The organism is Ectopseudomonas chengduensis (genome assembly GCF_900102635.1).
Taxonomy (GTDB): Bacteria; Pseudomonadota; Gammaproteobacteria; order Pseudomonadales; family Pseudomonadaceae; genus Aquipseudomonas; species Aquipseudomonas chengduensis.
The window spans coordinates 221627-246120 of record NZ_FMZQ01000006.1 but is presented as its reverse complement, the minus strand read 5'-3'; the positions used below and the strand labels follow the sequence as shown (position 1 = coordinate 246120).

At 55.8% G+C, this 24494-nt stretch carries 18 protein-coding genes; 1 reads left to right on the top strand and 17 read right to left on the bottom strand.

Annotation, left to right across the window (positions count from 1 at the left end):
• Positions 1 to 12 precede the first annotated feature (12 nt).
• From BLS08_RS26040 to ihfB, 9 genes are all read right to left on the bottom strand, one after another.
• The gene (locus tag BLS08_RS26040; protein ID WP_139204209.1) at positions 13 to 1344 is read right to left on the bottom strand and encodes a hypothetical protein; all 1332 of its coding nucleotides are present in this window, start codon (positions 1342 to 1344) and stop codon (positions 13 to 15) included.
• Positions 1341 to 2633 carry a glycosyltransferase family 2 protein gene (locus BLS08_RS12105; RefSeq protein WP_090336748.1) on the bottom strand — a complete coding sequence of 431 codons (1293 nt, stop codon included), beginning with the start codon at positions 2631 to 2633 and terminating at the stop codon, positions 1341 to 1343. Before BLS08_RS12105 ends, BLS08_RS26040 begins: the two co-directional genes overlap by 4 nt.
• Positions 2620 to 3918, bottom strand: coding sequence for an MATE family efflux transporter (locus tag BLS08_RS26035; protein ID WP_139204206.1), 1299 nt, complete (start codon positions 3916 to 3918; stop codon positions 2620 to 2622). Before BLS08_RS26035 ends, BLS08_RS12105 begins: the two co-directional genes overlap by 14 nt.
• A 254-nt stretch (positions 3919 to 4172) precedes the next feature.
• Positions 4173 to 5606: a mannose-1-phosphate guanylyltransferase/mannose-6-phosphate isomerase gene (locus BLS08_RS12100; protein ID WP_090336746.1), complete on the bottom strand. Its 1434-nt coding sequence runs from the start codon at positions 5604 to 5606 to the stop codon at positions 4173 to 4175.
• Positions 5607 to 6107: 501 nt separating this feature from the next.
• A complete protein-coding gene (locus tag BLS08_RS12095) occupies positions 6108 to 6482 on the bottom strand; it encodes a hypothetical protein (RefSeq protein ID WP_090336745.1) in 375 nt (124 codons plus the stop codon).
• On the bottom strand, positions 6479 to 7843 hold the full coding sequence (locus tag BLS08_RS12090; protein WP_167375878.1) for a phosphohexomutase domain-containing protein: 1365 nt from the start codon (positions 7841 to 7843) through the stop codon (positions 6479 to 6481). Before BLS08_RS12090 ends, BLS08_RS12095 begins: the two co-directional genes overlap by 4 nt.
• Positions 7844 to 7911: 68 nt before the next feature.
• A complete protein-coding gene (locus tag BLS08_RS12085; RefSeq protein ID WP_090336741.1) occupies positions 7912 to 9195 on the bottom strand; it encodes an LPS O-antigen chain length determinant protein WzzB in 1284 nt (427 codons plus the stop codon).
• 85 nt (positions 9196 to 9280) lie between these two features.
• On the bottom strand, positions 9281 to 10750 hold the full coding sequence (locus tag BLS08_RS12080) for an MBL fold metallo-hydrolase RNA specificity domain-containing protein (protein ID WP_090336739.1): 1470 nt from the start codon (positions 10748 to 10750) through the stop codon (positions 9281 to 9283).
• Between the two features lie 229 nt (positions 10751 to 10979).
• Positions 10980 to 11264, bottom strand: coding sequence for an integration host factor subunit beta (ihfB, locus tag BLS08_RS12075; protein ID WP_003243558.1), 285 nt, complete (start codon positions 11262 to 11264; stop codon positions 10980 to 10982).
• Positions 11265 to 11827: 563 nt separating this feature from the next.
• On the opposite strand from ihfB, the gene BLS08_RS12070 reads away from it, so the two are divergent.
• A complete protein-coding gene (locus BLS08_RS12070; protein WP_090336738.1) occupies positions 11828 to 12271 on the top strand; it encodes an REP-associated tyrosine transposase in 444 nt (147 codons plus the stop codon).
• Positions 12272 to 12650: 379 nt separating this feature from the next.
• On the opposite strand, the gene rpsA is transcribed toward BLS08_RS12070, so the two are convergent.
• The 8 genes from rpsA to gyrA all read right to left on the bottom strand — a co-directional run bounded on the left by rpsA (position 12651) and on the right by gyrA (position 24203).
• On the bottom strand, positions 12651 to 14333 hold the full coding sequence (gene rpsA, locus BLS08_RS12065; RefSeq protein ID WP_017677358.1) for a 30S ribosomal protein S1: 1683 nt from the start codon (positions 14331 to 14333) through the stop codon (positions 12651 to 12653).
• 149 nt (positions 14334 to 14482) lie between these two features.
• The gene (cmk, locus tag BLS08_RS12060; protein ID WP_090336736.1) at positions 14483 to 15148 is read right to left on the bottom strand and encodes a (d)CMP kinase; all 666 of its coding nucleotides are present in this window, start codon (positions 15146 to 15148) and stop codon (positions 14483 to 14485) included.
• A complete protein-coding gene (locus tag BLS08_RS12055; protein WP_090336734.1) occupies positions 15145 to 17385 on the bottom strand; it encodes a bifunctional prephenate dehydrogenase/3-phosphoshikimate 1-carboxyvinyltransferase in 2241 nt (746 codons plus the stop codon). The genes cmk and BLS08_RS12055 overlap by 4 nt, the downstream gene beginning before the upstream one ends.
• On the bottom strand, positions 17382 to 18491 hold the full coding sequence (gene hisC, locus BLS08_RS12050) for a histidinol-phosphate transaminase (RefSeq protein WP_090336733.1): 1110 nt from the start codon (positions 18489 to 18491) through the stop codon (positions 17382 to 17384). The genes BLS08_RS12055 and hisC overlap by 4 nt, the downstream gene beginning before the upstream one ends.
• Before the next feature lie 39 nt (positions 18492 to 18530).
• Complete coding sequence (gene cysC / locus BLS08_RS12045) at positions 18531 to 19127, bottom strand: adenylyl-sulfate kinase (protein ID WP_059391700.1); 597 nt, start codon at positions 19125 to 19127, stop codon at positions 18531 to 18533.
• A complete protein-coding gene (gene pheA / locus BLS08_RS12040; protein WP_017677363.1) occupies positions 19128 to 20222 on the bottom strand; it encodes a prephenate dehydratase in 1095 nt (364 codons plus the stop codon).
• Position 20223: 1 nt separating this feature from the next.
• Positions 20224 to 21309 (bottom strand): 3-phosphoserine/phosphohydroxythreonine transaminase, encoded by a 1086-nt coding sequence (serC, locus tag BLS08_RS12035; protein ID WP_021489974.1) that lies wholly within the window; start codon positions 21307 to 21309, stop codon positions 20224 to 20226.
• Positions 21310 to 21434: 125 nt separating this feature from the next.
• A complete protein-coding gene (gene gyrA, locus BLS08_RS12030) occupies positions 21435 to 24203 on the bottom strand; it encodes a DNA gyrase subunit A (RefSeq protein ID WP_045733050.1) in 2769 nt (922 codons plus the stop codon).
• Positions 24204 to 24494 lie beyond the last annotated feature (291 nt).

Here is a 24494-nt window from a genome sequence, read left to right as displayed (position 1 = left end):
TTACCGCCAGCCTCAAACGCTGAAATTATTTGGCGCACTACGCAACCCCCGCAAAATTAGTTTATAAAAATAGTACACCCCAATTAATGGCAGCATGGTTTTAACTATTGGATTCAACTGCCAAAGTACTCCATATTTTAATGTCATCACACAAGTAGCACAGTAAAAAATATAAATCACTGCCCACGCAAAAGAAAGCTCACGACCAAAAATTTTATTTGTCAACCACCCAAAAATAAAACCAATGATACATGCACGAATCGCTAGATCAAACAAGCCCAACCCCCACAGCGCTGAGTCTGCGATAGGGCCATTTGTTTGCGGCGGCACAGGGTAATTGGGATAAAATTCACGCCAGTACCAACTTTGAGGGCTAAGATGAGAATTAGCGTTAGATGAGAACAAGCTCATAATTTCAAAAAAAAACATTTTCCCATCGCGCAAGGGCAACTGCCCTACTTCTGAAAGCGAATATAAATGGAAACCAGTAGAAAATACCGCACCCAACTCACCCATCGGCTTGACACCAAAAGCTTGAAAATGCTGAATAGTCTCAGCCAAATCAAATTCATAATAACGAAAAACCTCAATAAACCAAAAACTACAAAGACCACATAATGCAGCGAAAAAAACGTATCTAAGCTTAACTTTATTTACGAAAAGCGCATAAGCTACGCCGCCGGCGATAATAAAAAAAAGCAACTCAACCCTGGAGCCACTCGACATTAATAACTGATAAAAAGCAATTGCCAAAATCCCCATCACCTTCAGCCATTTCTTTATTGGCAAAAAAACAAATGAAATAACCACAAAATATTGAGAACCTGCAGCAATACGATTTGCAAGAGCATAAACAATTCTTTCCCACTGACCCAAACTTTCTATTACTTGATACTTCTCATAATAAATATCTGTTTCGCCCGCAATACTATTCCCCAGAATAGAGAAAGTAAAAAAAAGCGGAATAAAAAAAACGATTTCCTTCAATCCTAGTCTACGCCCGAGACTGTCTACTCGCCGACTAAAATCAACAACATCGACACGACGCCTAACAAACATATATGCAAGAAGAAAGCACAGAAGAAAAATATTATGCCGCCATAGATGTACTGCTAAGGCATCTTCAGTAGGGGTCAAACTGTTCAATTCCATCCAAGGCCAGCCGGGCACTTCATCTAGCTCGAGAAACAAAAAAGTCATCCCAGGAGCTGCAGTGTATAAAAAGCACAGAGAAAAAAATATAAAACCAAGATCAGCCGCACAATAGCCAGCAGTACGCCGCACCATTAACGAAACACCAACGGCATAGATAAGAAGCGTACCCAGAAAGGCCAGCGCAATCATTTCAGCTCCGAGACATATTTATTCATACGGCATAAGCGCTTACGCGCTGAAATTTTGTACCTTAATGAAGAGACAATACCATTAATGATTTCTTTTACTTTTAGTTTATTCCTTAACAGGGCTGTGCTCTGTACAAAATATGCAGCATCAAGAATATTTTTGATAAAGGTATCATTACAACCAATAAACACAGCATTTAGATTAGCCCCATCACCATCAAAATCAGAGCGCTCAATATACTTCCATTTAGAATCAATCAATTTATTAATGTAGTCGCTGAGGCCATGTTGCTTAGCGATATTAATCAAGATGCGAATCTCCCGTGCAATTCGGTCAGTTGAATAGAGACCGTTTGCCAACTCATCCAAAGACTTCGAAAGGAGATCCGTGTAATCTATTCCCTCAAAATGACCAGGCCAATTTTGTAACTTACTCGCAGTTAAAAGATAATCAGCAGTCATCAAAGAAATAAGGGGACTATATGGCTGCGAAGCAAGCTCATTTGCCATTTTGTTATCAGACGCTTTGTTGAAGAAATCCTCAGACTGACGCTTTGCTGCTTCATCTTTTGAAAGATATGCCATTCCTTGGGACGAGGGGGATACTCCATATATAGTTATTGGATTATCTTCAAACCAGAATCTGGTAACTTCGCCGGCCAATACAATGCCCGAATATCCATCAGGTGTGGGTGATTGATAAAACTCACCACTTGGGCTTCGACGCCTCACTCTTGAGATCAGGTTGACTGAAACAGCACCCTTGACATAAATCATCGGGGTTTCTTCGTCGGCAATATAATTAAGTACTTTTGCTTGACGCAATAAATACTCCCGAGAATCAACATATCTTCCTTGAGTTCTTCGGGTGAGTTTAATTTTACCGAAAATAGAGTTCGCGCCAGGATAAGTATAAATTGGCGGATTCCAAGTAATGAGATCCACCTGAGTTTCATCAATACGCTGGACTAATCTCTCAATTGCTCCCGGCATCAAACCATCATCACCTCCTAAAAACATAACATAACCTTGCACAGCATGGTCGAGTGCAAACTCGAAATTGCGCTTCATTCCAACATTGGAGCCGGGCGATACATAACTGATACGCGAATCTCTGCTGTGTGCAGCCTCTACTACTTGGCGAGTATTGTCACTACTGCCATCGTCACTAACAATTACACGCAGATTATTGTAGGTTTGAATTTCGCACGTACGCAGCGTGTGGAACAGGTACTGCGCTCTATCTTTCACCGGTATCAATACGTATACGTAAGGTTCAAATTTTTTCATAGATAAAGCTCAACATAAAGAACGCACCAATCACAACAACTGGCAGAATGAATACCTTTCGATACCAATCGAAAAGACTTATTGGGAACACGAACCGCTTTATCACATACGGTTCTAATACAAGGCCGATTAATCCGTGAACCAGCCATACAGCAGCTGCACCTGGATATCCCCATATATGTATGCTTGGAACTGCCACTAGAACACCCAAAACAAGGGATATAGTCATTGCCAAAACATGAATTAACGGTTTTCCTGCAGCCTGGCAGAGCGCACCTGGAAGCCAAGTAACACTTGCTAGCCCTAGCCCTACTAACAAAATCTTAAAAGCATATATTTGCTGTTCGTCATACGAGCCAAGCCAAATATTAAAAATTAATTCTGCACCTAAAAAACCCACCAACCAAATCATAGTGACTATCAGAACGAGCTGCTTACAGCTGCTGCAAAATAAAGCCGAAAGGCTATCTGGATCTTTAAAATAAACTGATGAATACTCTGTAAAATAAACCCTGTAAAACGGAAGAGTGACCAAGCTAATTACACTTGCTGCAGTTAGCGCAGCAGAGTATTTTCCGACTTCATTTATCCCGCACGTTAGCCCAACCAAAGTCCGGTCGGACGCAATAAGACACATGCTTACTATCGAAGTTACCCACATCCCAAGAGACTGATTAACTAGAGTCGACAGCGATTTAATACACTCAAAAATTTTCGGCCGAAGGGTAAAATTGGCATGCCTTGAACAGTATTGCTTAAATAAATAACCACTAATACTTGCTGCAAGTATCTGATACAAAAAGAACCATGCCAAACTATCTGTATAGCTTACAACTGCAATCGCCCCCCCAAACCTGAGTACATTAGAAACTATCTGTGACTTTGCCAATTCATCATAACGCATTACAGCCGAAAGAATAGCGGTACAGCAAAGCGTTTGAAATTGTATGACCAAGGCCACAACCATAAGAATGTAAGGGATCGCCCCAACAAAGCCATATATCTGAATAAGAAATAAAACTACCGCACAACCCAAGAGCAAACCATTATAACGATAAAATCTCATTGCCCCTGAAATTAACGCATCATTCGAATTCTGATTATTTGTCAATTCTCTATTTAGGGCCGCGCCGACCCCATAGTCAAATACTTGAATTATTCCCTGAAGCATTATCCAGATACTTATAACACCGAATATTTCATATCCGAGCGACCTAACCATCACTCCCGTAGCAATAACAGTTAAGCCACCACCTATAACACCCGAAAACAGGCTCCAACTCAAATGTTTAAATCGATTATGATGGAAAAAATTCCGCATATTACAGAGCCCCAAACACGCTATTCCGATATTTTTATATTGATTATATTGAGTACCTGCCTCTGCGGTCTGGTGATTGAGCGCAGATCAAAAATTAACTTAAAAAACACGCATGTATGCAATATAACTAAAGCAAAACTGATTCTCATGAAAACAAAAATATTTAACCTTACATTAAATATTACCGCTTACTTCGTCTGAACTTAATAGTTCGAAGCTTATTGGCAGCGCCCATAAATATCAAGGAAGCGGACGATATCATCCTCGCCAAGATATTCACCGATTTGTACTTCTATCATCACAAGATCCATGATCCCCGGGTTTTCAAGACGGTGCTTATGGCCGGCGGGTATATAGGTTGACTCGTTGGTGGCGACGAAGATTTCTTGGTTTCCATTGATGACCTTGGCCATGCCGCTGACGACTATCCAGTGTTCGCTGCGGTGGTGATGCATCTGTAGACTGAGGCTGGCCCCGGGTTTAACCTCGATACGCTTAATTTTGAAGCGCTGGCCTTCCTCAAGAACGGTATATGTGCCCCACGGACGAGTGACGGTGGGGTGCAGCTTTAAGGCTCCATGATTTTGCGCCTTGAGACGTGCAACTACCTGCTTGACATCTTGCGCCCTGTCAGCATTAGCGACCAAAAGAGCATCCGAGGTATCGATAATTAGAAGGTTATCGATTCCAACCGCGGCAACTAGCCGATCCTCACTCTGAACGTAACTGTTGATGCTATCAACAAAGATCACTTCGCCAATAGCGCGGTTGTTCTCATCGTCCGGTTCGGCCATATCGCGGATAGCACTCCATGATCCTATGTCGCTCCAACCGATGTCGACCGGAACTACTGCCACCCTAGCCGATCGCTCCATCACCGCGTAGTCGACAGATATATCGGGTACTGCATTGAAAGTTTCGGCGGGCATCTCGAACATCGTATCGGTCAAGCTAGATTTCTCTCGCATTTCTGACCAACAGGCCTCACAGGCTTTGAGCACCTCAGGGGCATGGGCCGAGAGTTCATCAAGAAAAACTCCGGCCTTGAAGCAGAACATTCCAGAATTCCAAAGGAAATCATCGTCAAGGAGATATTCTCGAGCCTTGTCCTCAGATGGTTTTTCAACGAAGCCCTTCACCGCCCTTCCTCCGCCGATCGCTTGGCCCGCCTCGATGTAGCCAAAACCGGTTTCAGGAGAATCAGGCACGACGCCAAAGGTGACGAGGTAGTCTTGGGCTGCGAGGCCAACGGCATCCGTCACCGCTTTGTCGAATGATTGTTCGTTCTTTATCAAGTGGTCGGCGGCAAGAACCAATAGTTTAGCGTCACGCCCATGCTTATTGGCGACATACAGCGCGGCCATGGCTACAGCCGGGGCGGTATTGCGCCCTACCGGTTCGAGCAGAAATACACCCTGGTGTCCGTCGCAGAGCCGCGCACGGGCTAGTTCATCTCTACTCATGAAGAAATAGTCGCGGTTAGTGACGGTGACAAGCTCACCCCCATACCCGACATGGGCCGCCCGGAGATAGGTCTTGAGCAACAGACTCTCGCCGTCGGCTAGCTTCATAAACGGCTTGGGACGCCCTTCACGGGAAACGGGCCAAAGCCGAGTGCCGGCGCCACCGGAGAGGATGACTGGGATCAACATTTCTGTACCTCCGTAAAAAAATGTGCGAAATTGCGCGACTTATTCACGTCGGCGTTTTCAACAGCACAGCTTAATGGAAGAGCAACTGCAAAGAAACGACATATAGCTTTTAAGACAATTCACCGTAGAACTTTGACTGATGCAGGATTTGTCCATCCTTAGACTTGGCGCCTGCAGTGAAGCAATCAGCGATTGGCTATAGCTAGGCTCTCCGCACCTGTACTACTTTGTGTTTGGATATAAGCTCATTTAGTAACTGGCAATTGGGCACCACGACAATCATCGCCGACCAAGATTGACGAGAGCGAATGAACCTTCGCATAAGCTGACTGGGCTTCGGCATTAACACAGGACATCTCTTTGAGATTTAGGGTATCTTTGAGGGCAGTTAGTTAGTGCCATTTAAGGACAAGGTACGGACCATAGCGCCTATCAGATAACTGACACGTACAGTTCTTTATATCGGGCTCGTGATGAAGGAATTTAATAGTAACATCGAAACTATCCACGTAAGGAGTTTTCTAGTTCCGTCTTGAGCTTCTGTTTAGCCTTGGCCATGGCCAGAGTAAAAAGATACAAAACAGAGTGTTTATTGCCGAGAGCCTTAGTCGAGGCTCCACTAATAGCGGAGACGGCGCGAGTGGTGAGGCGCAACACGTATTCGCGCACGGAAGTCGACTCCAGTATATTCCCGATGGTCGATTTCTCTTTCTGTACCATCGATTTAGCGTTGCACATAGCTACCAATTTGTCGACGGTATCACCGCACTGAAAAATGGCCGTGACCAATTTCTTCGGTTTGGGCTCACTATTTGCTGAGATGCCAATGACAGCCGAGCCAATGCAAACGGCACCGCCCGTAACGAGGATTTTCATTGCGTGATGAGTCCTTCGATGACTATACGTTGTAGCTCTACCCTTTGAGGGTTGACGCGACTCTCAATATTCAACCGCAGCAGCGGCTCGGTATTCGAAGCACGAATATTCATCCGCCAATCATCGAACTCCAGGCTTAGCCCATCGGTGGTGTCCACCTTGGGATTGTGCCCGGCGAAGTGCGCCTGCACGGCAGCGAGTACGGCTTTGGCATCGCTGACGGTGTAGTTGATCTCCCCGCTGCAGGGGTAGGCAGCCATGCGCTCGCCTACCAGTTCGGAGAGTTTCTTGCCCTGGCGGCTCATTAGCTCAGCCACCAACAACCAGGGAATCATGCCGCTGTCGCAGTAGGCGAAGTCGCGGAAATAATGGTGTGCGCTCATCTCGCCGCCGTAGATGGCGTTTTCCTTGCGCATGCGCTCTTTGATGAAGGCATGGCCGGTTTTGCTCTGGATGGCCTGGCCACCATGCTGTGCGCAAATATCGATGGTGTTCCAGGTCAGGCGCGGGTCGTGGATGATCTTGGCGCCTGGCTCCTTCTTGAGGAAGGCTTCGGCCAACAGGCCGACGATGTAGTAACCCTCGATGAACTCGCCGCGCCCATCGAATAGAAAGCAGCGGTCGAAGTCGCCGTCCCAGGCGATACCCATGTCGGCACCATGTGCTTTGACCGCTTCGGCAGTCGCAGCGCGATTTTCCGGTAGGATGGGGTTGGGGATGCCATTAGGGAAGCTGCCATCGGGCTGGTGATGTACCTTGATGAACTCAACTGGCGCGCCCAAGGCCTTGAAGCGCTGCTCCAACGCATCGATCACGTGCCCCGCAGCGCCGTTGCCGGCATTGACCACCAGCTTGAGCGGTTGAAGATCAGCAGGGCTGATATAGCCGAGCAGGTGTTCGATGTAAGCGTCCTGGCATGATTGGCGGGACAGACTGCCGCGCTTGCCGACCGGCGCGAAGTTGTCTGCCTCGGCCAGAGCCTGAATATCTTTGAGGCCGGTGTCACCACTGATCGGCTGGGCGCCACGACGCACCAGCTTCATGCCGTTGAAGTCGATGGGATTGTGGCTGGCGGTTACCTCGATGCCACCATCGACATCGAGGTGAAAGGCGGCGAAATAAACTTCTTCGGTACCGGTCATACCCAGGTCGATCACATCACAGCCAGCGTCCATAAGGCCATTGGCCAGAGCCTGCTTGAGGCCTGCAGTGGATAGACGCATATCGCCACCGATCACGATGCGTTTGGCATCGAGGAACTGCGCATAGGCACGGCCAATGCGGTAGGCGACGTTCTCATTGAGCTCAGCGCCGAGCTGGCCACGGATGTCGTAGGCTTTGAAGCAGGTTAGCGTGGTCACGGTGAGTAATGCTTCTCGATCGAGTGCAGCAACACCCTGCATTGCCATGCAGCAGGGCAATACGTGAATCAGGCGCTTCGCGTACGGTTCCCGGTAAATGCGATGCGGATCAGCGCGACGAATACGCCGAGCATACCGCCCAGCACCAAGCCAATTGCCACGATCAGCATTTTCTTGGGTTTGACGGGGTTAAGTGGCTTGATAGCCGGTTGGTCGATACGCACCAGGTTCAGTTGTTCAAGATTAGGCTGGATACTCTTTAATCGAGCCGCTTCTTCACGCATCTCTGCCAACTTGGCCAGGAAAAGGTCTTCATTCTCCCGGCTCTGCATCATCTCTATCTGGCGGTTGTGCTCGAGCATCTGCAATTTATTCTGGATTGTGGCGATTTTCGGCTCAGTGTGGTCATCCGAACGCCGCTTGAGCAGGATATTGCGCTCGGCCTCCAGGGCTTCAGTGCCCATGAAGTGCAGGGGGAACTGCTGGCTGATCACTTCTGTACGGAAAACGTTACCCTGCCCTGCCGCTATATCAACATCGCCCAAGGACGTGGGATTGGTCGGCTTGGAAATACCAAGTGATTTGGCGATGGCAATAGCCTCGTCGAGCTGGGCAATGCGGTTCTGTCGACGAGTACGCAGCTCAGCTCTCAGCGCCTTGAGCTCATCTTGCAAAATGGCAATCTGGAGCTTGTCATCTTCACCCAACTTGGCAATGGCGGCTTCTTTCCCGGCCTCATAACTGGCACGCGCAGCCGCCATTTGTCGTTCGATCTTGTTCAGACGATTCTGGATTACCCCCTCAAGATCCAGCGCTACACGGCGGCGCTCATCGATGATGGCTTGCTCGACCATACCATTGAGAATAGTCACGCCATCTACGTAGTCAGGGTATTCAAGACGCAGCCCGACATAAGGCGAAAGGTTGTTGGTTTTCTTTGGATCCGGCTGCAACAAGGTGAAGTTTTCGGCATTAAAATCCTCAAATGCCTGCTCAAGGGTCTTGTCACCCTTCTTTAGCGGTTCAAATAAAGCCTGATTGTCTCGGAAAAACTGCGAGCGTGAACTGTAGGAGTCCAGTGCTGCACCTACGCGCTGCAGCGCCTCTTCAGGCGTTAAGCTGTATACGCCCGTGCTATTGAGTTCATCCAGCTCTTTCAATGGAGCCGGTCGTAGCATGCTTTGCACCTGATAGTGAGGTGTGGCAAGCCAAGCGTAGCCTGCAGCACAGACCGCTACGGCAAGCGTACAGGCAATGATCAGGTACTTCTGTTGCCAGAGTTTCTGGAACAGTTCCACAAGATCGATTTCATCTGCTGTGGGCTCGTAGGGCTTTGCGGGTTCGGTACTCACACTATCTCCGAGGTCTAATCATCATTGAAAAACGTTGGTGTTTGCTCTTGCAGGCACCTGGTAAGTGCCTGCAAAACGCATGGGTTTAACCTGGAACTACTACGTTGAGCGGACATCCTGCTTGTGCATATAAAGCCCGATACATCCGTGCGAGCTCTCGCTTGGCATCTGGTTCGCCATGCACGATACGAATTTCTCCGGGCTTGTTGCGCATGCCGCTTACGAACTTGAGCAACCCGGCTTGGTCGGCATGAGCTGAATAGCCGCCCATGGTATGCACCTGAGCGCGAATGTCATAGCGCAGCCCGTCATATTCCACATAGCCATTACGCGGGCCAAAACGCTGGATCTGTCGTCCTGGTGTACCCTCGGCCTGGTAGCCGACGAACAGCACATCATGCCGCTCGTCACCCAGCATCGCTTTTAGGTAGTTGACGATACGCCCGCTGGAGCACATGCCATTACCGGCGATAACAATAGCCGGCTGAGTGGTTTGGGCCAGACGGTTGACCATGGCCAGGTGAGCCTGGTGACTGTCAACCGTAAGCAGGTTACGAAAAGCCAATGGATTACGGCCTTTGGCTAAAAGCGCCCTCGCCTCTGCATCCCAGAAGTGATCGAGCTCGCGGTACACCGCTGTAAAACGGCTGGCCAGCGGAGAGTCGAGAATGATGGGTAGATTCGTCCAGTCGAGCGTTGCAGCTTTGCTGGTGCCCGGTTTTGAAGCACTTGACTGACCTTTGGCAGATTCTTTCAGCGCTCTGCGATGGATGATGTCTTCCAGCTCATAGAGCAACTCTTGAGTGCGACCAATACTGAAGGCGGGTATCAGCACTGTGCCCTGGTTACTCAGCGCGTGTTCGAGCACTTTTTCCAGTCGCTTACGCCGACTGCGGCGGTCTTCGTGCAGGCGATCACCGTAAGTGCTTTCGATAACCAGAATATCGGCTTTGTAGGGAGCTTTCGGCGCCGGCAGGATTGGCGCATGGGGAGCGCCAAGGTCGCCGGAAAACACGATGCGCTTCTTCTCACCCGTCTCGGGGTAGTGCAGATCCACCTCGACGTAGGCCGAACCGAGGATGTGGCCAGCACGCTGCAAACGAATGCGAGCATTGAGCTGCGGCGTGTCGATCAGGGTGAACCACTGCTTGTAGGGCAAGGCGACGATGCGCTGCTCGATCAGCTTTAAGTAGCGCTCTACCTGTTTCTGATCGCGACTAAAACCGAGCCTGAAGGCATCCTCGAGGACGATGGGCAACAACTTGGCCGACGGCTCGCTGCAGAGGATCGGGCCTTTGAAGCCAGCCGCTAACAAATAGGGAATGCGACCAACGTGGTCGATATGGACATGAGTCGCGACCAGAGCCTTGATGCCGTCCAGAGAAAAGTCTATTGCGAGCCTACCGGCACCTGCCCGCCCTTCAGGGGAGGTTTCGGCGCCTTGAAAAAGGCCGCAGTCGATCAGCAGCGCGTGCTCATCATCCATCTGTAGCTGATGGCATGAGCCAGTTACACCTGTTACGGCGCCGTGATGAACAATGGAGGGGTACCGCACGAGTCAATCCCTTAACGCTGGCGAAATGTAAAGGGACTCAGCCCAGTAGTGCGGATGACAGTTCAGAGAATGGTAATTAACTGAACTAGCTGGAAATCTGGCAAGGGCGCGCCTTGTGAAAGCCCGCACATTTTGCCGGTTTTCCATGATTTCGCAAGCATGACAAAAGTGTGACGCCAGGCGGCCGCCTAATCAGGAGACTTGCACCAGCGAGAAGGATAAAGCGCAGTCACTCGTCCTCGTTGACCCGGTCGCGCAACTCCTTGCCTGGCTTGAAATGCGGCACGAACTTGCCATCCAGACGTACCGACTGACCGGTTTTCGGGTTACGCCCAACGCGCGGTGCGCGATAGTGCAGCGAGAAGCTGCCAAAGCCGCGAATTTCGATGCGATCCCCCGTGGCCAATGCCTGAGACATTTGCTCCAGCATGGTCTTGATGGCCAACTCGACATCCTTGGAGGACAGCTGACCCTGATGAGTGACAATTCTTTCGATCAACTCCGACTTGGTCATGGTTTTCCCTTCTTTTTCAAGCGGCTAGAAGACTCGACGGTTCGGTTGTAGCACGCGGGTCATCTTTTGAACAGTCTAAAAAACAAGGTGTTAGCGAGTTTTGCAGTTAGTTGTGATAACGGGGGGCTTTGTGTAGGAGATCTACCTTGAGGTGAAGCTTTTGGGTATGGGCTCGGTATTGCGGGATGGCCGCCATTCGCCGCGGGGCGCAGCTCCTACAAGGGGAGCGTTGTTTTGCGGCTTGGTGTGGGAGCCCTGCATCGGGGTAAAGCTTTTGCGCATGAGCACGACATTGCGGGGTGACTGCTATTCGCCGCGGGGAGCGGCTCCTACAGGTGGGCGTTGTTTTGCGGTTTGGTGTGGGCGCCCTGCATCGGGGTAAAGCTTTTGCGCATGAGCACGACATTGCGGGGGTGACTGCTATTCGCCGCGGGGCGCGGCTCCTACAGGGGGGAGCGTTGTTTTGCGGTTTGGTGTGGGAGTCCCGGCTCGGGGCGAAGCTTTCTCTGGCCCTGGCTCGGTAAGCTAAGCTGAACTGGCGAACGCCAACGGAAGGGAATCCGATGACTGAGAAACGCTACGCCGCGCATAAGCTTCGTGATGGACGCTGGTCCAGTAGCGGGCAAATCTATCTTGTCACCACCGTAACCAATGGTCGCTTCCCTGTCTTTGCTGATTTCTCAGCGGCGCGCACGCTCATACAAGTCATTCGCCAGGATGAGCTGCTGGGATCGCACCAAACGCTCTGCTTTGTCGTGATGCCTGATCATCTGCACTGGCTGCTGCAACTACAGAGTGAGGATCTGGCCCGCTTGGTGGGCAGGGTCAAATCCATTTCCGCCAAGCGCCTGGGTAGGCCGATATGGCAGAAAGGCTTTCATGATCACGCGCTGCGCCGGGAGGAAGATGTTCGGAATGTAGCGAGATATGTGGTGGCAAATCCTTTAAGAGCCGGACTTGTGGAGCGAGCGGGTGATTATCCGCATTGGGATGCGGTGTGGATATGAGGGCGGTTTGGCGACGTTATTGGGCATAGGCTTGGCATTGCTGGATGGCTGCCATTCGCTGCGGGGCGCAGCTCCTACAGAGAGAGCGTCGACTGGCGTATTCGCGTAGGAGCCCCGCCTCGGGGCGAAGCTTCTGGGTATGGGCTCGGTATTGCTGGATGGCCGCCATTCGCCGCGGGACGCAGCTCCTACAAGGGGAGTGTTGTTTTGCGGTTTGGCGTGGGAGCCCCGCCTCGGGGCGAAGCTTTTGTGTATGGGCTCGGTATTGCGAGATGGCCGCCATTCGCCGCGGGGCGCGGCTCCTACAAGGGCGGTGTCAGGGAATGCGGAAACGAAAAAGGCGACCCGAAGGTCGCCTTTTTTGATGAATTACCCGAACTTAGTTCTGGTTTTCCATCTGGGCACGGATCAGATCACCAATGGTGGTCGGGCCGGTGCTTTCAACGTCTTGCTTGTTACGCAGTTCCTTCATCGCGTCTTTCTCGTCTTCAACGTCTTTCGACTTGACGGACAGGCTGATGACGCGGGACTTGCGGTCGACACTGATGATCTTGGCTTCTACTTCGTCGCCTTCTTTCAGGACGTTGCGCGCGTCTTCAACGCGGTCACGGCTGATTTCGGAGGCTTTCAGGGTAGCTTCGATCTCGTTGCCCAGGTCGATGATGGCGCCCTTGGCGTCTACTTCTTTCACAACGCCACGGACGATGGTGCCCTTGTCGTTGATGGAGACGTAGTTGCTGAACGGATCGTCTTCCAGCTGCTTGATGCCCAGGGAGATACGCTCGCGCTCCGGGTCAACCGACAGGATGACGGTTTCCAGCTCGTCGCCCTTCTTGAAGCGACGCACGGCTTCTTCGCCGGCTTCGTTCCAGGAGATGTCGGACAGGTGAACCAGGCCGTCGATGCCGCCGTCCAGACCAATGAAGATACCGAAATCGGTGATCGACTTGATGGTGCCGGAGATCTTGTCACCCTTGTTGAACTGACCGGAGAAGTCTTCCCACGGGTTGGTCTTGCACTGCTTGATACCCAGGGAGATACGACGACGCTCTTCGTCGATGTCCAGAACCATGACTTCCACTTCGTCGCCGACGTTAACGACTTTCGACGGGTGGATGTTCTTGTTGGTCCAGTCCATTTCGGAAACGTGTACCAGGCCTTCCACGCCCTCTTCCAGCTCGGCGAAGCAGCCGTAGTCGGTGAGGTTAGTGACGCGGGCAACAACGCGGGTGTTTTCCGGGTAACGAGCCTTGATGGCAACCCATGGGTCTTCGCCCAGTTGCTTCAGGCCCAGGGATACGCGGTTACGCTCGCGATCGTACTTCAGAACCTTGACGTCGATCTCGTCGCCAACGTTGACGATCTCGGACGGGTGCTTGATGCGCTTCCAAGCCATGTCGGTGATGTGCAGCAGACCATCTACGCCGCCCAGGTCAACGAACGCACCGTAGTCGGTGAGGTTCTTGACGATACCTTTGACTTGCTGGCCTTCCTGCAGGGATTCCAGCAGAGCTTCGCGCTCGGCGCTGTTTTCGGCTTCCAGGACGCTGCGACGGGAAACGACAACGTTGTTGCGCTTCTGGTCCAGCTTGATGACCTTGAATTCCAGCTCTTTGCCTTCCAGGTGAGTGGTATCACGCACCGGACGGACGTCAACCAGGGAACCCGGCAGGAACGCGCGGATGCCGTTGACGTCAACGGTGAAGCCGCCTTTGACCTTACCGTTGATAACACCCTTGACCACTTCTTCAGCGTTGAACGCAGCTTCCAGAACCAGCCAGGACTCAGCGCGCTTGGCTTTCTCGCGGGACAGCTTGGTTTCACCGAAGCCATCTTCAACCGCGTCCAGCGCGACGTGAACTTCGTCACCGACCTTGATGGTCAGCTCGCCTTGTTCGTTGAAGAACTGGTCGAGCGGGATGACGCCCTCGGACTTCAGACCGGCGTGAACGGTGACCCAGTCACCGTCGATGTCGACCACGATACCGGTGATGATGGCGCCCGGCTGCATGTCGAGGGTTTTCAGGCTTTCTTCAAATAGTTCTGCAAAGCTTTCGCTCATGTTGATTCCTGTTGATCAAGGGCGGGGATTCGCCCAAACCACACTCCAGACAATGTGGGTTCGTTCATGTGAAAAGAGGCCTACGGGACTAGGACTGGTCTCCCGCATGCCTCCTGGCGGACTTTTCGATTTAGAGCAACCGAAAGCCCTTAACCGGCGATATCGCGATCAGCGACCTCGCTCAGAATTCGTTCAAGCACCTGCTCGATGGAAAGCTCGGTGGAATCCAGCACTATTGCGTCGGCTGCCGGCTTGAGCGGAGCCACCGCGCGCTGGGTATCGCGCTCGTCGCGCGCCCGTATCTCGTCGAGAAGACTCGCGAGATTAACATCATCACCCTTGGCCTTCAACTGCAAGTAGCGGCGACGGGCACGCTCCTCGGCGCTGGCGGTCAGGAAAATCTTCAGCGGCGCGTCGGCGAACACTACGGTACCCATGTCGCGACCGTCTGCCACCAGGCCTGGCATCTCCTGAAACGCGCGCTGACGCTGCAGCAGCGCTTCGCGTACGGCAGGCAGCGAGGCGACCATGGAAGCGCCCGCCCCTATCTGCTCGTTACGGATGGCGTCGGTCACCTCCTCGCCTTCGAGGATGATGCGCTTGTCGATGAACTGCACATCCAGATGCGCGGCCAGCTGCTTGAGCGACTCTTCGTTGGTCAGGTCGATGCCGTGGTTGCCAGCGGCGAAGGCCAGCAGGCGATAGAGCGCACCGGAGTCGAGCAGATTCCAGCCCAACTGCTTGGCCAGCAGAGCGCAAAGCGTGCCCTTGCCCGACCCGCTCGGCCCGTCGACGGTGATTACCGGGACGTTCATGCGTTGCCCTCTACGGCCACGTTGATACCGACTTCAGCCGCCAAAGCAAGGAAGTTGGGGAAGGAGGTGGCGACGTTGGCGCAGTCGTGAATACGAATTGGCGCACTGGCGCGCAGCGAGGCGACGCTGAAGGACATGGCGATACGGTGATCGCCATGCGCCCAGACTTCGCCACCGCCAATGGCGCCGCCTTCGATGATGATGCCGTCCGGGGTCGGCTCGGCCTTCACGCCCAGGGCGATCAGGCCATCGGCCATGACCTGGATACGGTCGGACTCTTTAACGCGCAGCTCTTCGGCGCCGCGCAACACGGTACGACCTTCGGCACAGGCGGCAGCGACGAACAGCACCGGGAATTCATCGATGGCCAGCGGTACCAGGTCTTCCGGGATATCGATGCCTTTAAGCTTGGCCGCACGCACGCGAATGTCGGCCACTGGCTCACCGCCGACTTCACGCTGGTTTTCCAGGGTGATGTCACCGCCCATCAGCTTCAGAATGTCGATCACGCCGGTGCGAGTCGGGTTGATGCCGACGTGTTCCAGCACCAGTTCGGAGCCTGCAGCGATGCTGGCAGCGACCAGGAAGAAAGCAGCCGAGGAAATATCCGCCGGTACTTCGATGCACGTGGCGGTCAGTTTGTGGCCGGACTCGACGCTGGCAGTGCTGCCCTCAACGCTGACCGGGTAGCCGAAGCCGCGCAGCATGCGCTCGGTGTGATCACGGGTCGGCGCCGGCTCGGTCACCGAGGTGCTACCAGCGGCGTACAAACCGGCCAGCAGCAGGCAGGATTTGACCTGGGCGCTGGCCATGGGCATTTCGTAGGCCATGCCGGTCAGGCGCTGACCGCCCTTGATGGTCAGTGGCGGACGGCCTTCCGGGCCGGTCTCGATCACCGCCCCCATCTCACGCAACGGCTTGGCCACGCGATTCATCGGGCGCTTGGACAGCGAAGCATCACCGGTCAGCGTGGTGTCGAACGGCTGCGCGGCCAACAAGCCGGAGAGCAAGCGCATGGAGGTGCCGGAGTTCCCCATGTACAGCGGGCCGGCCGGCGCTTTCAGACCATGCAGGCCGACGCCATGGATGGTCACGCGGCCGTGGTGCGGACCTTCGATGACCACGCCCATGTCGCGGAATGCCTGCAGCGTGGCCAGGGCGTCTTCACCCTCGAGGAAGCCTTCGACCTCGGTGGTGCCTTCGGCCAGCGAACCCAGCATGATCGAACGGTGCGAGATGGATTTGTCACCCGGTACGCGGATACGTCCAGCCAGCGAGCTACCAGGTTTTGCCAGGAAAATCAGATCGGTCGAGTGCATAGCGTCCACATAGGCCCTGCGGGCCAGAATTTTGCTGAAATGTTCGCGGGCCACGCGGGCGCGGGTGAACACGCCCAGCAGTTGATGCCCATCCCCGGCGTCGACCGCATCGCGCAAGGCGTCGAGGTCGTCGCGAAACGTATCCAGTGTGCGCAGCACGGCCTCGCGATTGGCGAGGAAGATATCGTGCCACATCACCGGATCACTGCCGGCGATCCGCGTGAAGTCGCGGAAACCGCCGGCGGCATAGCGGAAAATTTCCAGGTTCTCGCTGCGCTTGGCCAGCGAGTCGACCAGGGTAAAGGCCAGCAGGTGCGGCAGATGGCTGGTGGCGGCGAGCACCTGGTCGTGATGTTCGACCTCCATCGCCTCGACATCCGCCCCCAACTCGCGCCACAGCCCTTCGACCAGCGCCAGAGCCGCCTCATCGCTGTGCTCACAGGGCGTCAGGATGACCTTGTGGCGCCGGAACAACTCGGCGTTGGCCGCCTCCACCCCGCTCTGCTCGGACCCCGCAATGGGATGGCCGGGCACCAGTCGCACAGCCTTGCCGGAAAATGCCAGACGTGCCGCACGCACGACATTCCCCTTGGCGCTACCGACGTCGGTCAGCACGGCATTGCCGAGGTCCAGCGCGGCCAGCTGAGCAAGCACCTTCTCCATGGCCAGGATAGGCACTGCCAGCTGGATGACATCAGCCCCCTGACAGGCGGCAGCAAGGTCGCTCTCGCAACGATCGACAACGCCCAGCTGTACCGCCAGACGACGGGATTCGGCATCCAGATCGACCCCCACCACCTCCCGACACAGGCCACGCTCACGCAGGCCCTTGGCGAAGGAGCCACCGATCAGGCCGAGGCCGACCACCACCAGGCGGCCGATCTTAGGGGCATTGGATTGCACTGCAGTGACAGTCACGCCGACAGCACCTTGGCCAGCGCCTCGAGGAAGCGTGCGTTCTCTCTCGGCAAACCGATGGAGACGCGCAGGAAATTCGGCATGCGGTAACCGGCCATCGGCCGCACGATCACCCCTTCACGCAGCAGCGCCTGGTTGATCGCGGCGGTGTCGCGGCCAAAATCGACGGCGATGAAGTTGGCCCTGGAGGCAATCCAGCTCAACCCCAGGGCACGCAAGCCCTCTTCCAGCTGCTGCATCCCGGCATCGTTCAAGCGACGGCTCTCGGCCAGGTAATCGGCATCGGCCAGCGCGGCGCAGGCTGCGGCCAGCGCGAGGCTGTTGACGTTGAACGGCTGACGCACGCGGTTGAGCACATCGGCGATCGCCGGCGAGCTGATGGCGTAGCCGACACGCAACGAAGCCAGGCCGTAGGCCTTGGAGAAGGTGCGCGAGACCAGCAGGTTCGGATAGCGCGCCAGGTAATCAAGACCGTCTGGCAGCTCGTCGCCTTCGGCGTACTCGATATAGGCTTCGTCAAGCACCACCAGCACCGATTCCGGCACCTGAGCCAGGAAGGCTTCCAGCGCATCCGGCCCGAACCAGGTACCGGTCGGGTTGTTGGGGTTGGCAATGAAGACGACGCGGGTGTTGTCATCGATGGCGGCAAGCATCGCCTGCAGGTCGTGAGCGTAATCCTTGGCCGGCACGATCTTGCCCTGCGCGCCGACTGCCTGGGTGGCGATGGGGTAAACCGCGAAGGCGTAGTCGCTGAACACGGCGTTGAGACCAGGTGCCAGATAGGCACGGGCAACCAGTTCCAGGATGTCGTTGGAGCCATTGCCCAACGTCACCTGCGCGGCGTCGACGCCGTAACGGGCAGCCAACGCAGTCTTGAGGGTGAAGCCATTGCCATCCGGGTAGCGGGTCAGCTCGTCCAGTTCGGCGCGAATCGCTGCCAGCACCTTGTCGCTCGGGCCGAGCGGGTTCTCATTGCTGGCCAGCTTGACGATACCGGCCGGATCGAGCCCCAGCTCACGAGCCAACTCGTCGACTGGCTTGCCTGGTACATAGGGGGACAGCTTTTGCACGCCTGGCTGGGCCAGGGCTAGGAAATCGCAACTCATGAATGGAGGCTCTTCTCTAACGCAATACGTTTGACCAAATCACAGGGCATGACGGCTCCTGAGGTAGTCGTGGATCTGCTGCACGGCCTCTGCAACCGAACAGCTGCTGGTATCGAAACGCAATTCGGCAGCCTGCGGTGCCTCGAATGGAGAATCAAGTCCCGTGACGTTCTTGATCAGGCCGGCCCGTGCCCGTCGGTAAAGTCCCTTCGGATCACGGGCTTCGCAAACGTGCAGAGGCGTATCAATGAAGACCTCGACGAATCGACCGGGCAACAACTGACGCACAGCATCGCGATCAACACGAAAAGGCGAAATGAACGCAGCCAGCACGACCAGACCTGCATCGACCATCAATGCCGCCACCTCACCAGCACGACGAATATTCTCTTGCCGATCATGCTCGGAGAAACCCAGATCACGATTCAGACCGAGACGCAGACGATCTCCATCGAGTAGATAGGTATGCCGACCCTCGGCTTGCAGGCTGCGCTCCAGCGCTCCGGCCAGAGTCGACTTGCCCGCACCACTGAGCCCCGTGAACCAGATGACGAAAGGCTCCTGCTGCTTGCTCAGTACCCGTTGGCTGCACTCTACAAGCGAGGAGCCCAGCGGCACCTGAAGCCCAGGCTCCACTCAAAGCACCGCCTTCGGATATGAGCCCAGCACCTTCAGTGCCACGGCCTCCTGGGCAAGTTTTTCCAGCACATCCTTGATCAGCGGATCACGGTGATGACCAACGAAATCGATGAAGAACACGTAGGTCCACTTGCCACTGCGCGAAGGACGAGTCTCGATGCGAGTCAGGTCGATGCCATTATTGTGGAACGGCACCAGCAACTCATGCAGCGCGCCCGGCTTGTTGCGCATGGAGACGATGATCGAGGTCTTGTCGTCGCCGGTCGGCGGCACTTCCTGGCTGCCGATGATAAGGAAACGTGTGGAGTTGTCCGGGCGATCCTCGATCTTTTCCGCCAGCTTGGTCAGGCCATACAGATTGGCCGCCATGTCGCCGGCGATAGCCGCACTGTTCCACTCGCTCTTGACCCGCTTGGCCGCATCGGCGTTGCTGGAAACCGCCACGCGCTCGACGTTCGGGTAGTGCGCATCAAGCCACTTGCGGCACTGTGCCAGCGACTGGGCATGGGAGTAGATGCGGGTGATCTTGTCGGTCTTGGTGGTCTCGCCGACCAGCAGGTGATGGTGAATGCGCAGCTCGACTTCGCCACAGATGACCATGTCGTGCTCGAGGAAGCTGTCGAGGGTGTGGTTGATCGCGCCTTCGGTGGAATTCTCCACCGGCACCACGCCGAAGTTGACCGCACCGGCAGCCACTTCGCGGAACACCTCGTCGATGGCCGCCATCGGCACGCTGATCACCGCATGACCGAAGTGCTTCATCGCCGCTGCCTGACTGAAGGTGCCTTCAGGGCCGAGATAAGCGACTTTCAACGGGTTTTCCAGCGCCAGGCAGGAGGACATGATTTCACGGAACAACCGCGCCATTTCCTCATTGCCCAGCGGTCCCTTATTTCGCTCCATCACGCGCTTGAGCACCTGAGCTTCGCGCTCGGGGCGGTAGAAGACGGGCGACTCGCCCTCCTTCAACTCCTTCATTTTCACTCGCGCGACTTCTTCGGCGCAGCGGGCACGGTCGCTGATCAGCTCGAGGATGCGCTCATCGAGGTTGTCGATGCGTACCCGCAGCGCTTGCAGTTCCTGCTCGGACATATCAGGCGTGCTCCTTCTCGAACTCGGCCATATAGGCCACCAGCGCCTCGACCGCATCCATACCCACGGCGTTGTAGATCGAGGCACGCATGCCACCGACCGAGCGATGCCCTTTCAGGTTGAGCAGGCCGCGCTCATCAGCACCAGCGAGGAAGGCCTTGTCCAGCTTCTCGTCAGCCAGGCGGAACGGCACGTTCATCCAGGAACGCGCGTTGTGGGCGATGGGGTTGCTGTAGAAATCGCTGTCGTCGATGGCCTTGTACAGCAGGTCCTTCTTGGCGCGGTTGATGCGCTCCATGGCCTCGACGCCGCCCTGCTCCTTCAGCCACTGGAAGACCAGGCCGGAGAGGTACCAGGAATAGGTCGCCGGGGTGTTGTACATCGAACCGTTATCGGCGGAGATCTTGTAGTCGAGCATGGTCGGGCAGCTGGAACGGGCGCGACCGAGCAGGTCTTCACGGACGATCACCACCACCAAACCGCTCGGGCCGATGTTCTTCTGCGCACCGGCGTAGATCAGGCCGAACTGCGACACATCCAGCGAACGCGAGAGGATGTCCGAAGACATGTCGGCGACCAGCGGGGTATCGCCGACCTGCGGCACCCAGTCGAACTGCAGACCGCCGATGGTCTCGTTGCTGCAGTAATGCACGTAGGCAGCGTCTTTCGACAGCTGCCAGTCGTTCTGCCCGGGAATGGCGAAGTAATCATGCGCCTTGGCGCTGGCAGCCACGTTGATGGCACCGTAACGACGGGCCTCTTCGATGGCCTTCTTCGACCAGATGCCGGTTTCGACGTAGTCGGCCACGCCGTCTTCCGGCAGCAGGTTCAGCGGAATCTCGGCGAACTGCTGACTGGCACCGCCCTGCAGGAACAGCACCTTGTAGTCGTTGGGCACAGCGAGCAGATCACGCAGGTCCTGCTCGGCCTGACTGGCGATGGCCACGTACTCATCGCTGCGATGGCTCATCTCCATCACCGAGAGGCCCTTGCCTTGCCAGTCGAGCATCTCGGCCTGGGCGCGTTGCAGTACAGCGGTCGGCAGCGCGGCCGGGCCGGCGCAGAAGTTAAAAGCTCGCTTGCTCACGTCTGTCTCTCTCAGATTCACAGAACGCCACCACCAGGCGATGGCATGTCCACACTGTCACCGTGCCTATGGGAGGGGCTTTAGCACGATAGTCGCGGCTAAAGCCCCTCCCACGGAGCCCGACTTTATTCCTCGCTGCCTTCCTCGGCGTCGGCGACTGGTGCTTCAGCGCTTTCGGCGACTTCAGCGCCCTCTTCACCTTCGACCAGCTCGTCCTCTTCCACCGCAGTCGGCTCCTGCACACGCTCCAGGCCAACCAGGGTCTCGTCCTTGGCCAGCTTGATCAGGGTCACACCCTGAGTGTTACGGCCGGAGCTGGAGACTTCGTCGACACGGGTACGCACCAGGGTGCCCTGGTCGGAAATCAGCATGATTTCCTCGCCGTCCTGCACCTGGATGGCGCCGACCAGCTTGCCGTTACGCTCGCTGGTAACCATGGCGATAACGCCCTGGCCGCCACGACCGCGACGCGGGAACTTGCCCAGGCCGGTACGTTTGCCAAAGCCACGCTCGGAAGCGGTGAGGATCTGCGCACCGGATTCCGGAATCAGCATGGAAATCAGACGCTGATCCTTGCCCAGGCGCATACCGCGCACACCGCGGGCGGTACGGCCCATGGTGCGCACCTTGCTCTCGGCGAAACGCAGCACCTTGCCGGCATCGGAGAACAGCATGACTTCCTTGGCGCCGTCGGTGATGGCGGCAGCAATCAGGGTATCGCCCTCTTCCAGCTTCAGCGCGATCAGACCGGCGCTGCGCGGGCGGCTGAACTGCACCAGCGGGGTCTTCTTCACGGTGCCGAATGCGGTGGCCATGAAGATGAAGGCGCCGGTCGGTTCGGCGACCAGTTCGGGGGTTTCACCCTCGACCTCTTCGACTTCCTCGGCCTCGACCACTTCGGTGGCTTCGCCTTCGATCACCACGCCTTCGTCGTCCAGGTCTTCGTCGGCACCGGCGCTCTGCTGCAGCGCTTCGAGGTCGATCTGCAGCATCGCGGTGATGCGCTCACCCTCATCCAGCGGCAACAGGTTGACCAGCGGGCGACCGCGCGCGGCGCGCGAGGCTTCGGGGATTTCAAAGGTACGCAGCCAGTAAACCTTGCCCTTGCTGGAGAACAGCAGCAGGGTCGCGTGACTGTTGGCAACCAGCAGGTGCTCGACGTAGTCCTCGTCCTTCACCCCGGTGGCCGACTTGCCCTTGCCGCCGCGACGCTGCGCCTCGTAGGCGGCCAGCGGCTGGCTCTTGGCGTAGCCACCGTGGGAAATGGTGACGACGCGCTCTTCTTCGGTGATCAGGTCGGCAATGGTCAGATCCAGACGCGAGGCGACGATCTCGGTGCGACGGGCATCACCGAACTCGGCCTTGACCTTCTCCAGCTCCTCGCGGATGACTTCCATCAGGCGCTCGGGACTGGTCAGGATGCGGATCAGCTCGCCGATCAGGCTGAGGATTTCCTGGTACTCGGCCAGCAGCTTCTCGTGCTCCAGGCCGGTCAGGCGGTGCAGGCGCAACTCGAGGATGGCCTGGGCCTGCTCCGGCGACAGGTAGTACTTGCCGTCACGCAGACCGTATTGTGGATCGAGCCCTTCCGGACGGCAGGAGTCGGCACCGGCGCGCTCGACCATGGCCTCCACGGCGGACGATTCCCAGGCAGTGGCGATCAGGCGTTCCTTGGCCTCGGCCGGCGTCGGCGAGGCCTTGATCAGCTCGATCACCGGATCGATGTTGGACAGGGCTACCGCCTGGCCTTCGAGGATGTGACCACGCTCACGCGCCTTGCGCAGCTCGTAGACGGTACGGCGGGTCACCACTTCGCGGCGGTGACGGACGAACACCTCGAGCATGTCCTTGAGGTTCATGATCTTCGGCTGACCGTCGACCAGCGCCACGACGTTGATGCCGAACACGCTCTGCATCTGGGTCTGGGCGTAGAGGTTGTTCAGCACCACGTCCGGCACTTCGCCACGACGCAGTTCGATCACCACGCGCATACCGTCCTTGTCGGACTCGTCACGCAGCTCGGTGATGCCTTCGATCTTCTTCTCTTTGACCAGCTCGGCGATCTTCTCGATCAGACGCGCCTTGTTCAACTGGTACGGCAGCTCGGTGACCACCAGCTGCTGGCGACCGCCGACCTTGTCGATGTCCTCGACCTCGACGCGAGCGCGGATGTAGATGCGCCCACGGCCAGTACGGTAGGCCTCGATGATGCCGGCACGGCCGTTGATGATGCCCGCAGTAGGGAAATCCGGGCCGGGGATGTACTGCATCAGGTCATCGACGGTCAGCTCGGCGTTGTCGATCAGCGCCAGACAGCCATCGATCACCTCGGAGAGGTTGTGCGGCGGGATGTTGGTGGCCATGCCCACGGCGATACCGCTGGAGCCGTTGACCAGCAGGTTCGGTACCTTGGTCGGCATGACCGCCGGGATCTGCTCGGTGCCGTCGTAGTTGGGCACCCAGTCGACGGTTTCCTTGTCCAGGTCAGCCAGCAGTTCATGCGCCAGCTTGGTCATGCGCACTTCGGTGTATCGCATGGCCGCGGCGTTGTCGCCGTCCACCGAACCGAAGTTGCCCTGGCCGTCGACCAACAGGTAGCGCAGGGAGAAGTCTTGCGCCATACGTACGATGGTGTCGTACACCGCGGTATCGCCGTGCGGGTGGTATTTACCGATCACGTCACCGACCACACGGGCGGATTTCTTGTAGGGCTTGTTCCAGTCGTTGCCCAACTCGCTCATGGCGTAGAGCACACGGCGGTGTACTGGCTTCAAGCCATCGCGCGCATCCGGCAGCGCACGCCCGACGATCACGCTCATCGCGTAGTCGAGGTAGGACTGTTTCAGCTCGTCTTCGATATTGACCGGGAGGATTTCTTTGGCCAGTTCGCCCATGAGAAGCCTGGTTCCTTTTTCTGGTGAAACTCCGCGTCATTCTTCCTGAACGCCATGGAGCTCGTCGCGATAGCCTCAAGCCATCAGCGACTCACGACAAATCAACGAGTTATGTCACGATTCGATGCAGTGAAGGTGGCTGTAGTCAGCCCCCTTGAAAACTGCCGGAGATTACCACAAAGCGCGCCACACACCTACCCCGAGCACCCTCATGGAGAAGCGGAGCAAACGAGACGGAAAGAGGCGAAACGACCAACCTGCTGGGGCTGTCGCACGGCCAATGAAAGCAAA

Coding starts and splice junctions, on each gene's coding strand:
- gyrA (WP_045733050.1), bottom strand. CDS start 24,203: ATGGGCGAACTGGCCAAAGAAATCCTCCCGGTCAATATCGAAGACGAG.
- BLS08_RS12070 (WP_090336738.1), top strand. CDS start 11,828: ATGACTGAGAAACGCTACGCCGCGCATAAGCTTCGTGATGGACGCTGG.
- cmk (WP_090336736.1), bottom strand. CDS start 15,148: ATGAACGTCCCGGTAATCACCGTCGACGGGCCGAGCGGGTCGGGCAAG.
- BLS08_RS12100 (WP_090336746.1), bottom strand. CDS start 5,606: ATGTTGATCCCAGTCATCCTCTCCGGTGGCGCCGGCACTCGGCTTTGG.
- BLS08_RS12105 (WP_090336748.1), bottom strand. CDS start 2,633: ATGAAAAAATTTGAACCTTACGTATACGTATTGATACCGGTGAAAGAT.
- hisC (WP_090336733.1), bottom strand. CDS start 18,491: ATGAGTTGCGATTTCCTAGCCCTGGCCCAGCCAGGCGTGCAAAAGCTG.
- ihfB (WP_003243558.1), bottom strand. CDS start 11,264: ATGACCAAGTCGGAGTTGATCGAAAGAATTGTCACTCATCAGGGTCAG.
- pheA (WP_017677363.1), bottom strand. CDS start 20,222: ATGTCCGAGCAGGAACTGCAAGCGCTGCGGGTACGCATCGACAACCTC.
- rpsA (WP_017677358.1), bottom strand. CDS start 14,333: ATGAGCGAAAGCTTTGCAGAACTATTTGAAGAAAGCCTGAAAACCCTC.
- BLS08_RS12095 (WP_090336745.1), bottom strand. CDS start 6,482: ATGAAAATCCTCGTTACGGGCGGTGCCGTTTGCATTGGCTCGGCTGTC.
- BLS08_RS26040 (WP_139204209.1), bottom strand. CDS start 1,344: ATGATTGCGCTGGCCTTTCTGGGTACGCTTCTTATCTATGCCGTTGGT.